The organism is Xenorhabdus miraniensis, assembly GCF_002632615.1.
On the sequence record NZ_NITZ01000044.1, the window covers coordinates 1 to 13,379 of the forward strand.

Genomic DNA, 13,379 nt, shown 5'->3' on the forward strand with positions numbered 1-13,379 from the left:
AGAACCAGCAGTGTTATTCTCATTTAGACCTAAAAGGGTGACTGTTAACTTTTTCATTTCTGGTTTCCTGACTTTATGATGACAAAACAAAAAGGCCACGCCGGAGCGCAGCCTTGAATTCAGTGTGTGGATTTGAGTAATTTATTTATCAATCCAGTCGAGGCAAAAGTTTTGGGGTTGCCCAGTTTTTTGCATTTGTTGCAGTAAAGCACCTAGCTTTTGTGCCTCGGAATTTTGATACGAAAATTCGTAATCATAAGGTCCACTTCCCTCATGATGTCCTAGTTGTGCCCTGCCAAGATTATAAGACTCATTATTAACCACCACCCGAAGTTCTTTATTTTGGAAGAGAGCTCCTACTTTTTGGTAACTATCCTCATCTTGTTTGGTGGATATATTAATATAAAGCGTGTTACTTTTTTCACCCCAACTGAATGAAGATATTTCCGTAATATCTATCTCATTATTTGAAGTTATATTTAAAGCGCCCATAGTACGCGGCCAACCAACTAGGCTATCTGATATATACCCCCAGCCTATATTCCCAAAATGACTAGATGTTTCAGTTCCTGATATAAGATTAAAAGACAACTTGCAATCCATCAGGCTCCAATCACAAGCCAACATATCTTCTTGTGTTGGCTGCCAATGATCTGGATTGTTTGGCGTATATTTTTCAATATAAGGATCGCCATCAGGTATACCAGCAAGGCGTATATATTCAACAGGAAAATTCCAGTCACTACGGTATAATTTATTACCTAAGTAGACTTGAATCATTGCCCACGGGTATGAGCCGACAGGTGCAACTGTGTCATTAATTTTGACTTTATATTGCTCAGGATCAAACGGGCATTGTTTATTTTCCAGCTTATTAACGTCAGACATAAGTCCCTCACTTTATTATTCGTTAAAGGTCATTTCATCCTATTGCTAACTAGCCAGTTAATATTACTTAGGTCAGGTTCTTATCTCAATTGAATAACCCATGACAGAATCAATACACATTAAAATATGGTCGTGCATTATAAAATCTGTTTATTGGTCGAGTGCATGATTCAGTGAGTTGTAAATTCGAAGTTTGATGCTGATAGTTTATTTACCGCTCGGCTTCTCTCTTACCAACCAATAGCGATCCATTTCTTCCGGTGTGGCTTTCTGGTCTTCGAACGCATCACTGATTTTCAAACCATCGGGTAATAGCGCCCATGCGACATAGAAATACCGGGGTTCAAACTCGTCGCCTATCCATCGATAAATGCCAGCGTATTCCCCTTCCCAAAAATGCACATAGCCAATATGCCAGCCATCGCAAGGATTGCAGACCAACACTTCTTTGCCATCCATATCAGGCGTGGGCTGTTCAGATGCAGGACGGATAACTAAGGATTCTGTGACTGGTGCAGACATTCATTCCCCCAGAAAGCAAAAAAACCCCGCCAAAGCGAGGTCTGAAAATTCGATAAGCTGTGTGACATTGCTATCACTCTTATCACAATAGCAGCATTTTTACGATCGTAAAGCTATTTTCAAAAGTTACTGCATAATTGGTGTGCGTTAATCCCCTGCGGTTCTAACTGGACGTATTTGTCTATTTCCAGTGAAACATCCAGCATCATTAACATACCTTCAATAACCCCCTCTGCCTTTTGTAGCCTTTTCCCGATATGGGTATCAGAACATTCATGATCCTGCGCTAATTGCATAAACGTCTTACCGAATACGTAATAATCGAAGAGTAAATCATGGGCTTCGCTATTGTTCTTGTTCAGTCTTGCCATGCAACCGGAAATGATAATGGCATCATCATCACAACATTGTGGGCGAGACTTAACCCGGTTCGGGATCAGCCCCTTAAACCCTGCCGCAATGGATGACCAGTAAACGCCATCACTGTTATCAGCCGCCCATGCGCCCCAGCGTTCCATCACTAATTGAATATCACGCATTCGCACACTCCCCCACCAGATTGAGGATAATCTTGTCGGTCAGTTCATGATCATGGAAGCGCTCTTCCTCCAGCACCCATTTGCAGACGTCAATAGCTTCCTGACGGTTCACGGCTTGAATGGTGGCGAGTTTCTTTTCAAGGTAATCTTCCCGGTCATAGATATAGTATCGCTCATCACCGTACCCGCCCGGATCAAGTTCCTTATCAGCCACATTGCGCATCTGACAGAGCCAGTCCCAGTAAAGAAACTCACGCACCACATCAGACAAGGTATGCGGTTCAGGAAGCTGCTCAGCAAAGCCTTTCGCCGTGGCCTTGCGCAATTTATCGGTTTCATTAACCCGATCACCGCGCATGCAGCCTTCTGCTAATTCTTTCTCGTTCCAGTAGTAACCCGCCTCGTAGATTTCCGCCAATTCCCCCACCAGCATTAACTTTTCCGGCTTAGTCAGTTCCAGTGCGGCTTCATAGCTTTCAAAGGTTGCCCTGACTTTCGCTGCATCGCTGATCTGCGTTTTCGCCCGATCAATATAGCCCTGCGGGTTATCCATGCTGAACGTGCCAAAGGCAACCTGAAAAGCTGCTGTACCTGATTTCATCAGGTAATCAGCATATTTTTTCTGAGCTTCCTTGGGGGTAATTTTCAGTTTCTTCAGCGCGGTTTCTGCCGCCCCAAGGTGGGCGGGTTCATTGGTTTTGATGACCTCCAGTACCCACAGGTAAGCATCCACCTGTTTATTGCCGGTGATCTTGCGCTGAACAGGTAACGGCTTCACGGTTGCCAGTGCCGTACTGTAACGTGGCTCAGGGATAGTAAAGAGTGTCTTGTGTGTTAAGTTGTCCATCATCATGCTTTCCCCTGTCATTAAAGTGCCTTGTTGGCATAACGGCGTTCTTTTTGTTTGGCTTGTTGCTGCATCCGGCACACTTCGGCGGCAGATACCTGATCAGTCGGCAGGTAATGTCCGTGCCTGAATTCCTGATAGACGGTACCGGTTTCCCCGTGACGGTTCTTATCCAGAATGATTTCAGCGTATTTTTTGGCGGGGCTGAGTGGGTTGTATACCGCATCCCGATAGGTAAAGATGATACGATCCGCATCCTGCTCCAGTGAGCCGGAATCACGCAAGTCAGCAGCAACGGGACGGCGCTGATTTAATGGACGTTTATCAACATCCCTGGATAATTGACTCAATGCGGTGACCGGGGTATGCAGGCGTTTAGCCAACCCTTTGAGCGCTTTCGATATCTCAGCCACCGCCAAATCGTGACGATCGGCTTTGGGCTTTTTAATCAGTCCCAGATAGTCCACGAAAATCCCCCTCAGATTGGGATAGCGGCGCTTGTGAGTTTCACTAATGGCGCAGATTTGTTCGATACTCAGGTTACTGGCATCCAGTATATGGATATCCCGATCCATCAACGAGCCGAGCGCGTCCCCAATCCGTCCCCAGTCTTCATCATACAAGTCGCAGTTCCTGAGTTTGGAGACTGGCATGTGCGCCGATCCTGCCACCATGCGTTCAGCAATTTGTTGAGCGGCCATTTCCATAGAAAACAACAATGCGCTGCCCCCATCACGGGTCATGCCGTCAATCATGCACAAGGCCAGCTCTGTTTTTCCCATACCTGGACGTCCGCCCAGCAATATCAGATCGGTCGGATTAAACCCGCCCGTCATCTCATCCAGTGGCGCGATCCCCGTAAAGACCATGCCTGTTTTCCCCTGGTTGCGGGATTCCAATGTTTCGACGTAACCATCAAGCAGCGTGCCAATCGAAACGGGCTGTAAACTGCCATCACCCCGGGATAATCCGCTGAACTGAGAGGCAAAGGCGTCGATCAGTTCTTCCGCCTGAGTATGATTACTGCATTCCTGAATATCTTTCTGGTAGCGGCTAATGAGTTCAGTTACCTGACGCACGCGCCAGTAACTCATGACCTTCTCAGCATAGCCTTTCAAATTCGCCTGCCAGACAGGGGTGTTAGCCAGTTCCAGTAAGTTAGCCAGGGTGCCCCTTTCCTCCCCCATCGCATCCGCAATGAAAAAGGGATCGATGATGGCACTGCCCAGCGCCTGCTTTTTGATTTCCCTATATACCCGACGCAGGTAAGTGGAATTGAACGCCTCGTCTGGCAGGGTTGCCAGCACGTCATACGCATCCGGTGTGGCCCCGCCCGACAGCAAGCCGCTAAGCACGGCCACTTCTAAATCATACTCATTCATACTGTTTCCCTCCTGTAGCTTTCCCAGTCAAATGCCAACACCGTGCCGCCCTGAAACAACCGATCCAGCGTCCTGTCACCCAAGAATTGAGCCAGCTCGGTCACGGGCAAATTGCTTATCAGGATGGTGGGTAACAGGTCTTCATAGCGGTTATTCAGCACCTCAAACAAAATGTTGCGCTCGGATTCTGTGCCGTATTGCACCCCAATTTCATCAATCACCAGTAAATCCCGTTCACTGTAAAATTGCAGGGTATCGTATTCACTCATGCCGCCTTCGCCGTTCCATGAGCGACGGAAAGCGCGAATGATGCGGGATGCCGTGGTAATAAAAACGTCTTCACCCCCCTCGGTGGCAATCTCACGACAAACAGCCACGGCCAGATGAGTTTTTCCCGTTCCCTGGCGCCCGCACAGGATCAACCCTTCCCCGCCAGCCTTGCGGTCTGCCCATGTCTGGACATAGCCCTGACAGGTTTTCAGGTTGCGTTCCGCCTCTGGATTTTGCGGCTGATAGGTATCGAAGGTTGCCTGAGCAAAACGAGGAGCGATGTTCAGTGTTCCGAAATTATTTATCCCCATGACCTCACCTGAATATCAAAGATTCTTTGTCCAGTGCGCACCGTGCGCTTCGTAGTGTTTGTGTTCAAAGCCCGTGTGTGTATTGGCTTGCTGTGCCCGTTTGGGCTTGTCGGGAAATAACCCCTGCCAGCTATTGGCGATGGAGGTACAAATCACCCCGTCGGGATCTGAGCACTCCGCCAGTTGTTTAGCCTGCTGCCTGCAACTCGTTTCCGTCAGGGGCTTTTTGATTTCCTGCCTGAACTTCACCCAGTCTGCCCAGGTCTCCGCACTGACGTTATCTGGCTTGGCCGTCAATGGATCGAATTTAGCTTTTTTTCCTTGCCCAGCCCCTTGAGGGGTAAGGGGTATATTAGGTTCTTTGACTGGTTCATTGACTGGTTCAAAAGAGTGACTGGTTCTGGTGCCATCTGACGGCATAGGGGGTATGTCACCTGACGGCACAGGGGTGTCAGCAGATAGCATAGGGCTGCCAACAGGTGGCACAGGGGGTATGCTTTTTGGTGACACAGGGTCAGCAGATAAATTCAGGTAATAGACATTCGAGGCATTCCCTTTCCCGTTGTGATTACCCAGCCGGTTTTCCTTGATAAGCAAGCCCATCTTAATCAGGGCATCAATGTGACTTCGCACTGCGCTTTTGCTGCATTCGCAGTGATCTGCAATATGCTGATATGAGGGCCAGCATTCCCCTTTATCATTGGCATTGTCGGCTAACTTAATGAGCACAAGCTTTCTCAGGTGAGAACCTACCTTAATGCTCATTGCCTTGGCCATTAAACTCATACTCATACAGATTGCTCCGTTACATCACCACAGACCACATCCACGCACCCCAGATCGGAGCACCACCAGCGCCATGAGATAAACCACGGCTGACTGAAACTTATTCATGAGCTAGCCTCTCAGGTGGTGGGAACACATCATCTAGCGTGATCTCAATTCCTTGCTCTCTGAAAGCAGAAACTATTGTTCTACATATAGCCAGATCAGGGGTGCGCCTTCCGTTCTCGTAATGTCCTATTGCACCAGGGGTACAACCTACTATTTCAGCTAACCCTTTTCGGGTGATCCCTAAATCACTTCTAATTTTTTTTATCTTGTTCATTTCGCTCCTCCTGACCAAATAATACATAATGTATCCAATATAGCAATACTAAGATACAATATGTTTATTGATGAAATGGATACGATTTGTATAATTAAGGTATGAATATGAACTGGTTTGATATGGCCAAAGACCGAATGAAGGTTGATGGCATCACATACGACAAATTAGCTGAACACCTTGGCATGACACGAGGTGCGATAGGCCACTGGTTAAACGGAAGGAGGGAACCATCAGTTAAAGATATTGCTGCAATCCTAGATTTTATAGGAATTAAGCAGGTTATCTTAAACTCCGATGGCACCGTTTCCGCATTAGGAGAGCAAACACCTCACGCCGTTAGTATCGAACCCACCCTAGCCAAAGAGCACGAAGAACTATTGAGTTTGTTTGACAGCCTTCCATCAGAGGAAGCGGATCGTTTTTTACGCGAATTGAGGGCAAAGTCGGCACATTTTAATGCGATTTTTGCCGAAATGCTGGCGAAGAGAGGCAGTAAAACACGTTAGCAGAAGAACTTTACTCTGTAAATCATAACGCTGAAAAATGTTATACTGATCATAATTTTCTTTACATATATATAAAGCCACCAATGGTGGCTTTTTTATTGTCCATTCTGATGATGATGCAATCTCTTTCGTTACATTTTTTATTCAACGCACATATTTAAAAAAATGGTACATTTTGTATTGACCAGTATTGGTACATATTGTATCGTTAAAATATTCCTAAGACATACAACACAGAGAAATTGAAAATGGTTGGTTTTGAGTGTCCTATGAAAGTGCATTTGTTTATAGTTGCCATTGCCCACAAGAGAGTTCGCGCTCGCATTACAGCTAATACGTATCAAGAGGCTATTCGGCAGTTACAATTTAAGGTTGAAAAGGTTATGGGATATCAAGGGCAAATAGTTAATTATGGAGCGACTCATGTTTGAAAATATAACTACAAAAGAGGATTACCTTGACTTGCACACAATGTTAGAGGCAGTAATGATCTTAGAAAGAATAGGAAATGATCGAGCAAGTGGTATCGCCAAACAAATTATTGAATTACTAAGTGAAAAGGCTAAAAAAATGGGAAATATCGAATAAACACCCAATCATAACTAAAGGAAACACAAATGTTAATCCTAACCCGCCGCCGACAAGAAAAAATAAGAGTCGGTGATAATATCGAAATAGTTATATTAGGCATCAATGGTAATCAGGTTAAAATAGGTGTTCAAGCACCCGAAGGTACTTCTGTATATCGTGAAGAAATTTATCAACGCATCCAATTGGAGAAAAACAAGGTGGGATAACATGAGCAAAATAAAAATATCCGTTGGTGATAAATCTTATTTACAAAACGCGCTAGAAATTAATGAAGAAATACAGGCTTTATTGGGTCCGTTATTAAAGTTAATTGAAGAAGAAGCGGATACTGATACTCATTTAAAATTACGAGCCGTGCATAGATTATCAATGTGTCAGTATCACGATCTGAATACATTAAATAATAACTTTAAATAATAAACTCAGGGTGGAATATGTCAAATAAACTACAAGCAGCCGTCGAAATTTCAGAAGAAATTGAAACACAATTAGTTTCATTAATGGCTGAAATTGATTGTGGAGACACGGCAGACGCTTATTTAATGTCTCGTGGTATTCATCGTCAATCTAAAGTATTGGCGGAAAAATTAAGGGAAGTGGCCGAAGTAAATAATAATCAGAAGAGTAAAGGTCATGAATTAGAAAAAACTCAAAAGCTATCCGAAAAATTACAATCACTCTTAGTTCTTTGGATGTTTGGACATTTAACTGAGAATGACGCCAATATTTTAAATATCGCAACTGAAATTAATCATAATGTCTTGCAAGAAATATCACGAATTCGTGGAGAATAATAACCATGACAATAAATAAACCCATCGAAAGCGCAACTGACTACGATATCACTATTGAGCCTCGTGAAGTCTATGTCGTTCGCGGTTCCAGCAAGGCTTATCTCAGCGAGAAAGGCGCACTGAATAAACTGGCTTACGTTCGGGCACAAGAGCAATTTAACAAAGAGGGCAAAGAAAGCAATTTTCCCACCAAAAAAGTTAAGCAGAAAGATGGCTCAACTAAGTTACGTGATGGTGAGATGCGCCCCGAATTTATGGAGCGACATGCTCAGCTTCTGGAAGAACTGAAAGCCGATGTCAGGCGAGAAAGAGAAAAGATAGCCCTACAGAAAAAGTATTCAAAAGCAATGAGTGAAATTAATTCATTACATGAAACGATATCTGAGTTAGAAATACAAATAGCCGAATTAGAATAATAATAAAAATTACAAGATAAATTTAATTACAGTGCCATCACTGGGGACTCGCTCACGCCAAATTCAGACCGATTACAAATAAGGAGTCAGAAATGGAAGATGTAAATTATATAACAGCTGCAAACAAAGCCATCCAGAAAGAGAAAGAAGAAAACTATGACCTTGCAGCCTTATATTGGGGAAGAGCTAAATATTTAGCTGCTGATATTAAGCATCGATTATGGGCTCAATATCACCAAGAGAATAACGAAGAAAGACACTCATTGCATAACAGTTATCGAGGAACATTAAGAGCCCAAAAAGAAAACCAGAAGAGAATAGCTTCAGTATTGAAAAGGTATATGAATAAACAGGCGGCAAATGATGACTGCATATGAACAGGCAAAAGAATTAGCACGAAGTTTAGAACTGAAAGGCTTATTTCGTCGTGCTGCTAATAAATGGGGTGAAGCACTTTCATTATCTCACGACAAAAAGCAAGAACAGGAATGCACCAAGAATAATTTGCGGTGTGTTCGGAAAGCGCAAATCAAAATACAGGAGGGGTGGTAATGAAATACACAGAATCAATGATAAAAGAAATGATTGCCACTTTGCAGAAAAGCAAATTCGAATGTCCGACTTTTCTTTTAGATGAAGAAAGAATGATAGCCAATCACCCGCCATTAACCGATGCGGAAAAAATGGAATGGGCTGAATTCTCAGTAAAACAAAGCAGAGCCATTGTTGCACGGGAATACTTAGTTTCATGTGGTGAGCGTTTCGGAAGACTTGAAAATGGCAATTTTATATTTACCCATAAAAATTGCACCGCTGAAATAAATTTCGAAGCTATTGAAACATTGCTTATTCACCAGATCGAAAAAACGATTCTGGAGGCTAACCCAGTCGAGAAATATATCGCATTACAGCGTTTTTACCTCGGTAATGAAGTGAATGAAAAAGAAAAAGGCAGTACATGGATGCGTGATTTTATCGATGGCGTATTTATCGATGGATTCAACTTCATTACAGCCAGACCTTTGTCACCAACTGCACATTGAGAAAGAGATATGAGCAAGAAAAATGAATTAGTCACTATCAACCAGACAGCAATGATGAGCAGCCGTGAAATTGCGGCGCTGACGGGGAAGAAACATGCAGATGTGTGTCGTGATATTCGCACTATGCTATCCGCTTTGTACGGCGGTGAAGATAAGGATTATATCCGTAAAGCAGATTTGCTTTACCTTACAAATCAAGGTGTTAATTGTATTCAGTATGATAAATCGAACGCCAATGCATGGGAATACTTACTCAATCGGCGACACACTGAAGTCCTGATCTCCGGTTATGACGTTGTGCGCCGTGCCGCAATTATCGACCGTTGGTTTGACTTGGAGTCCGGCGAAGCTACTCCAGCTGTTCAGCAACAATCTGCTGGTCTGCCTCAGCTATCAAAACTCGAAGTCTTACAGATGGCTATCGAATCCGAACAAGGCCGATTGGAAGAAAAAGCCAGAGCCGACAAAGCGGAGCGCACCAAATCACAGATCAGCCGCAGTCGTGAAGCGAGAGCACTCGGCAAACTCGGTGCGGTTACCCGCAAGTGCCGGGAACTGGAAGAACGTCTGGGCGAAAGCACCAGGCACGCAACCATTACCAGTGTGCATAGAGCCACTGAAAATGAAAAGGAATACAAGTTCGCCCCACTCCGCAAATGGTGCCGTGAAAACAACCTAGAAGCTACAGAGGTTCCCGACCCCAGATACGGGCGTGTGAAGTCATGGCCTGCCGAAGCATGGCTGGCTGTATACGGCGTGGATCTCAAAAAACTGTTTGGCAAGAAATGAGGGAATGGAAATGGAAAAGACAAAATACATTGTGACCTATTTGGCTGATTATCCCTGTGGACATCGCCATACGCTGAGAATTTCTATGGAGGCCCATGATGCAATGGATGCTATCGAAAAATCGCAGGCAGTATTTACCGATGATCGGCTGACATCAACTAACCATACCCTCTTTTCTGTCATGCCAGAGGGATTCAACGAAAGCGCGATTGCTGACATAGACTTGTGCTCAAGTGCGGAGGTGAAGTCATGATCATCGATACCGATTTGTTGCGTGCGGCTCTCGTTTGTGTGGCCAAAGGAGAGCAAGCGGAAAAGCACCCCCAGTTATCGGGGATCCATATCACCCGGAAACATATTGAAGCGACTAACAAACATGTACTGGTACGCATGGAGCTTAAAGAGGAGAGCGGCACTTTCTTTGATGATGACGATGCTACTGATATCGATCTGATTATCCGGTTCTGTGGTGATATTCCAGAAAAAGCCTGCTTCACAGAAATTCTCCTTGGTGACGAACCAAGGGCTATTCACCTGGGGGAAGATGAGGTGGCCTTTAGCCTGACTCATCTGGAAATAATAAAAGGTCACTTCCCTGATCTGGATAAAGCTATCCCGACAGAGAAACAAAACGTGATGCCACTCTTCGCAGCTAAATATCTGGCTTATCCCGCCCAGATGTTTAAGGGATCAGGCTCGGTGCTCATGGAACCCTCTGGCATGAATACACCTTGTCGATTCCTCTTCTGTTCTTTTACGAACAGAATTTACGGCAACCCTGTTTTTGTGGTTTTTCCGATGCACGAAAGCATCTTCGAACTTGCCGAACAGAAGGTAAGAGAACTGGAGGCAGAACGTGACTGAGGAAGCTCGCCAGATGGTGGACATTACCGACGAACTGGTCAGAACGGTAGTCCACATCGACGATGGCAGGGATCACTCAGGGCGGCACATCCACCGCATGAGACGTAATCAACACATTCACGAGGGCGTTTGCCCTCCTCTGCCACCCGCACCCAAAGTGGCAGCAGTGAAGATAACACCGGTGAATAAAAGCAGAACGAGCAATAATTCTTAATGAGGTAATAACATGTTTAGATGCCCTATATGTAAAACTAACTCTCATACCCGTAGTAGTTTCTGGCAAACAGAAGAAACAAAAGAGCGCTATAACCAGTGTCAAAATATTAATTGCGGCACAACCTTTGTTACCTGTGAGAGCTTTATTCGCGTTATTTCTAAGGGAAACAATATTAACAAAGTTAACCCACACCCAAAGAAAAGAAAGTAACGTGAAAAACGACATGGATATTATTACTACAGCGTATCAGTTACTTGAAGGAGTGGAGAAGCATGATCAATAACTCATTCCACCTCACTCAAATAATCGCTTCGGTCTGGGGTGATCCTGCTGATATCACCCATGCCATCTGGCAAGCAGGATACCGCAAGCCAGAACGGAAGGAAGCAGAAATAGCCACACTGATTATCGACATTATGGACGGGGTGCCCGATGAGGTGCCCTACTCCGAAAGGCCAAAGAATTTGGACGACATTCTGAGTACAGAACTGAACAACATCATTTTTGATGCGACTTGGAGTGACACGGCAACACCTGCGAAAGTGGCGAAGGTTATTTTGAGGAACGGGTATCAGAAAGGAGGCGAATGATGAGTGAATCACCCTATATCAAAACAAAAGAACTGGCGGGTAGATATGGTGTAACACCACACACGATAAGGTTGTGGTGCGGCAATGGGAAGCAAAAAAGACAGGGCTTCCCAAAACCAAGATTCCTATCTGACCAGCTTAATTTTCTGTGGCAGGACATTCTTGACTGGGAAGCCGGGAAACAATTTTAGTCAGCTTATCCCACCAGCGCTCATATGCCTCTCTCTGTTCATTCAGGTAGGTGTGCTTATCGTACACCTGCCATACTCCCGGCAGTTTATGACCTACCATAATTTCGGCTACATGAGGCGCGGTCAGTTCGGATATGCCTGTGCGCATGGTTCGGCGTAAGTCGTGGATTGACCAAGAGACGCAAGAATCAAGATAAGGAGCCATCTTTTTATTAAGTCTTGCAATTATATGTTTGTGTGAGCCTTGCGAGAAAGGTTCACCATTAAGCAAGGTAATCAGATAATCACTACCACGATTTAGTTTCTTTGCCTGCTCAATTAATTCCTTGGCTGCTGGGATGATTGGTCTAACAATAGTTTTTTTAGTTCTTCTTCCAGTCTTATGATTCGCTGGAGGGATTACCCAGATGTTTTTTTCATAATCAAAATCACTAACTTTAGCCTTTAGCAACTCACCGATACGACATCCAAATAATAAGCACAATTTTACCATTAGTGCGTTCCGTGGATTATATTTAGGAGAATTAATAATCCGAAAAAGAACTACCAGTTCCTCTTCACTTAATGTCCTTTCACCCACATCATTATCAATCTCGGTATCAGGCCCTTTCCCACCTAAATCACTTAACCCCACATCAGATAATGGAGTAACACTAGTCAACCCTCGCCGAACAGCCCACTTATGCGCTTTCTTAGAGTACGTCAATATACGGGCACCTATTGAAGGTGATTGTTTGGTAATATCTTCAATTAAAGAAAGCCAGACATGAAGTGTTACCTCATCATGAGGTAATTGACCAATTTTGGGGAAAACATAAATTTCGAAAGAACGCAAAATTTCACCCGCCTTAACCCTTGATCCTTGCATTGTTGTTTTCCACCACTCACGTATAAGCCCTTCTATAGTTACTGCGTTCAATGCAGATTCTTTACGAACTCGCTTAACTATCTTTGGATTACGATGCTGTTCTAGCTCCCCGCGATAAAAAAGCACGGAATCGCGAGCGTCCTTTAAGCTGGTTGCTGGATAGGTTCCGATGTCAATTCGATCCCCCTTGCCGTTCCAGCGGTATCTAAGCTGAAATATAATTTTCCCTTTAGGGGTAACACGAACAGACAAGCCATCCCTATCTGATTTAGTAACCAATTTTTCTTGAGGCTTGCCATTGGTAGAGCGAAGCCATGAATCAGTAATAGCCATATCATCTTCCTCAAAAAACAATACAGCTTTTAATGTAGTTTATGTACACCAAGATGTACATATTTCTTGTGACACAAGGTGAGTGATTGTGACTGTTACTGACTATTAAAAACGAAAAAATAAAAAAATTAATTTAAAATTCATTAAATTAACTTTAAATTCGTGACTATATGTGATTGTTAATGATTAGCACTGACTAGATAAACGTATTTTTGATATGAATAGTTTTAATTTTTAAATTAACTTTAAAATCAATAAATTAAACAAATAATATTCATTATTAATTGAAAAATGGACGCAATCATGT

The 13,379-nt window shown here is 43.8% G+C and carries 24 protein-coding genes; 15 read left to right on the top strand and 9 right to left on the bottom strand.

What is annotated here, in order from left to right; all coding sequences use genetic code 11:
* Positions 1-141: 141 nt before the first annotated feature.
* The 8 genes from Xmir_RS21070 to Xmir_RS21105 all read right to left on the bottom strand — a co-directional run bounded on the left by Xmir_RS21070 (position 142) and on the right by Xmir_RS21105 (position 5,867).
* A complete protein-coding gene (locus Xmir_RS21070; protein ID WP_099115971.1) occupies positions 142-888 on the bottom strand; it encodes a Thoeris anti-defense Tad2 family protein in 747 nt (248 codons plus the stop codon).
* A 207-nt stretch (positions 889-1,095) separates the two neighbouring features.
* Entirely contained in the window at positions 1,096-1,410 is a 315-nt protein-coding gene (locus tag Xmir_RS21075; protein ID WP_099115972.1) for a hypothetical protein, read from the bottom strand.
* A gap of 119 nt (positions 1,411-1,529) precedes the next feature.
* Positions 1,530-1,949 carry an antiterminator Q family protein gene (locus Xmir_RS21080; RefSeq protein ID WP_099115973.1) on the bottom strand — a complete coding sequence of 140 codons (420 nt, stop codon included), beginning with the start codon at positions 1,947-1,949 and terminating at the stop codon, positions 1,530-1,532.
* Complete coding sequence (locus Xmir_RS21085; RefSeq protein ID WP_167386036.1) at positions 1,942-2,802, bottom strand: helix-turn-helix domain-containing protein; 861 nt, start codon at positions 2,800-2,802, stop codon at positions 1,942-1,944. The genes Xmir_RS21080 and Xmir_RS21085 overlap by 8 nt, the downstream gene beginning before the upstream one ends.
* A 14-nt stretch (positions 2,803-2,816) precedes the next feature.
* Complete coding sequence (locus Xmir_RS21090) at positions 2,817-4,178, bottom strand: replicative DNA helicase (RefSeq protein ID WP_099115974.1); 1,362 nt, start codon at positions 4,176-4,178, stop codon at positions 2,817-2,819.
* Complete coding sequence (locus tag Xmir_RS21095; RefSeq protein ID WP_099115975.1) at positions 4,175-4,759, bottom strand: ATP-binding protein; 585 nt, start codon at positions 4,757-4,759, stop codon at positions 4,175-4,177. The genes Xmir_RS21090 and Xmir_RS21095 overlap by 4 nt, the downstream gene beginning before the upstream one ends.
* 15 nt (positions 4,760-4,774) lie before the next feature.
* A complete protein-coding gene (locus tag Xmir_RS21100; RefSeq protein ID WP_099115976.1) occupies positions 4,775-5,551 on the bottom strand; it encodes a helix-turn-helix domain-containing protein in 777 nt (258 codons plus the stop codon).
* A gap of 94 nt (positions 5,552-5,645) precedes the next feature.
* Positions 5,646-5,867 carry a helix-turn-helix transcriptional regulator gene (locus tag Xmir_RS21105; protein ID WP_099115977.1) on the bottom strand — a complete coding sequence of 74 codons (222 nt, stop codon included), beginning with the start codon at positions 5,865-5,867 and terminating at the stop codon, positions 5,646-5,648.
* A 107-nt stretch (positions 5,868-5,974) separates the two neighbouring features.
* Between Xmir_RS21105 and Xmir_RS21110 the strand changes: the two genes are divergently transcribed.
* The 15 genes from Xmir_RS21110 (at position 5,975) to Xmir_RS21180 (ending at position 11,680) form a co-directional block, all read left to right on the top strand.
* Complete coding sequence (locus Xmir_RS21110) at positions 5,975-6,376, top strand: helix-turn-helix domain-containing protein (RefSeq protein ID WP_244171007.1); 402 nt, start codon at positions 5,975-5,977, stop codon at positions 6,374-6,376.
* A gap of 423 nt (positions 6,377-6,799) precedes the next feature.
* Complete coding sequence (locus Xmir_RS26015) at positions 6,800-6,964, top strand: hypothetical protein (protein WP_167386037.1); 165 nt, start codon at positions 6,800-6,802, stop codon at positions 6,962-6,964.
* Between the two features lie 29 nt (positions 6,965-6,993).
* The gene (gene csrA / locus Xmir_RS21120) at positions 6,994-7,173 is read left to right on the top strand and encodes a carbon storage regulator CsrA (protein WP_099115980.1); all 180 of its coding nucleotides are present in this window, start codon (positions 6,994-6,996) and stop codon (positions 7,171-7,173) included.
* A 1-nt stretch (position 7,174) separates the two neighbouring features.
* Positions 7,175-7,384, top strand: coding sequence for a hypothetical protein (locus Xmir_RS21125; RefSeq protein WP_099115981.1), 210 nt, complete (start codon positions 7,175-7,177; stop codon positions 7,382-7,384).
* A 17-nt stretch (positions 7,385-7,401) separates the two neighbouring features.
* Positions 7,402-7,761: a hypothetical protein gene (locus Xmir_RS21130; protein ID WP_099115982.1), complete on the top strand. Its 360-nt coding sequence runs from the start codon at positions 7,402-7,404 to the stop codon at positions 7,759-7,761.
* A 5-nt stretch (positions 7,762-7,766) separates the two neighbouring features.
* Positions 7,767-8,177, top strand: coding sequence for a hypothetical protein (locus Xmir_RS21135; RefSeq protein WP_099115983.1), 411 nt, complete (start codon positions 7,767-7,769; stop codon positions 8,175-8,177).
* Positions 8,178-8,269: 92 nt separating this feature from the next.
* Positions 8,270-8,554: a hypothetical protein gene (locus Xmir_RS21140; RefSeq protein WP_099115984.1), complete on the top strand. Its 285-nt coding sequence runs from the start codon at positions 8,270-8,272 to the stop codon at positions 8,552-8,554.
* Positions 8,538-8,729: a PerC family transcriptional regulator gene (locus Xmir_RS21145; protein WP_244171008.1), complete on the top strand. Its 192-nt coding sequence runs from the start codon at positions 8,538-8,540 to the stop codon at positions 8,727-8,729. The genes Xmir_RS21140 and Xmir_RS21145 overlap by 17 nt, the downstream gene beginning before the upstream one ends.
* Positions 8,729-9,220, top strand: a complete 492-nt coding sequence (locus Xmir_RS21150) for a hypothetical protein (RefSeq protein ID WP_099115986.1) — start codon at positions 8,729-8,731, stop codon at positions 9,218-9,220. The genes Xmir_RS21145 and Xmir_RS21150 overlap by 1 nt, the downstream gene beginning before the upstream one ends.
* 9 nt (positions 9,221-9,229) lie before the next feature.
* Entirely contained in the window at positions 9,230-10,009 is a 780-nt protein-coding gene (locus Xmir_RS21155; protein WP_099115987.1) for a Rha family transcriptional regulator, read from the top strand.
* Positions 10,010-10,019: 10 nt separating this feature from the next.
* Complete coding sequence (locus Xmir_RS21160) at positions 10,020-10,262, top strand: hypothetical protein (protein WP_099115988.1); 243 nt, start codon at positions 10,020-10,022, stop codon at positions 10,260-10,262.
* A complete protein-coding gene (locus Xmir_RS21165) occupies positions 10,259-10,873 on the top strand; it encodes a hypothetical protein (protein WP_099115989.1) in 615 nt (204 codons plus the stop codon). Before Xmir_RS21160 ends, Xmir_RS21165 begins: the two co-directional genes overlap by 4 nt.
* Positions 10,866-11,087, top strand: a complete 222-nt coding sequence (locus Xmir_RS21170; protein ID WP_099115990.1) for a hypothetical protein — start codon at positions 10,866-10,868, stop codon at positions 11,085-11,087. The genes Xmir_RS21165 and Xmir_RS21170 overlap by 8 nt, the downstream gene beginning before the upstream one ends.
* Positions 11,088-11,099: 12 nt before the next feature.
* Positions 11,100-11,300 (top strand): ogr/Delta-like zinc finger family protein, encoded by a 201-nt coding sequence (locus tag Xmir_RS21175; RefSeq protein ID WP_099115991.1) that lies wholly within the window; start codon positions 11,100-11,102, stop codon positions 11,298-11,300.
* A gap of 62 nt (positions 11,301-11,362) precedes the next feature.
* Positions 11,363-11,680 carry a hypothetical protein gene (locus tag Xmir_RS21180; protein WP_099115992.1) on the top strand — a complete coding sequence of 106 codons (318 nt, stop codon included), beginning with the start codon at positions 11,363-11,365 and terminating at the stop codon, positions 11,678-11,680.
* A gap of 138 nt (positions 11,681-11,818) precedes the next feature.
* On the opposite strand, the gene Xmir_RS21190 is transcribed toward Xmir_RS21180, so the two are convergent.
* Complete coding sequence (locus Xmir_RS21190; RefSeq protein WP_099115994.1) at positions 11,819-13,072, bottom strand: tyrosine-type recombinase/integrase; 1,254 nt, start codon at positions 13,070-13,072, stop codon at positions 11,819-11,821.
* Between the last annotated feature and the right edge of the window lie 307 nt (positions 13,073-13,379).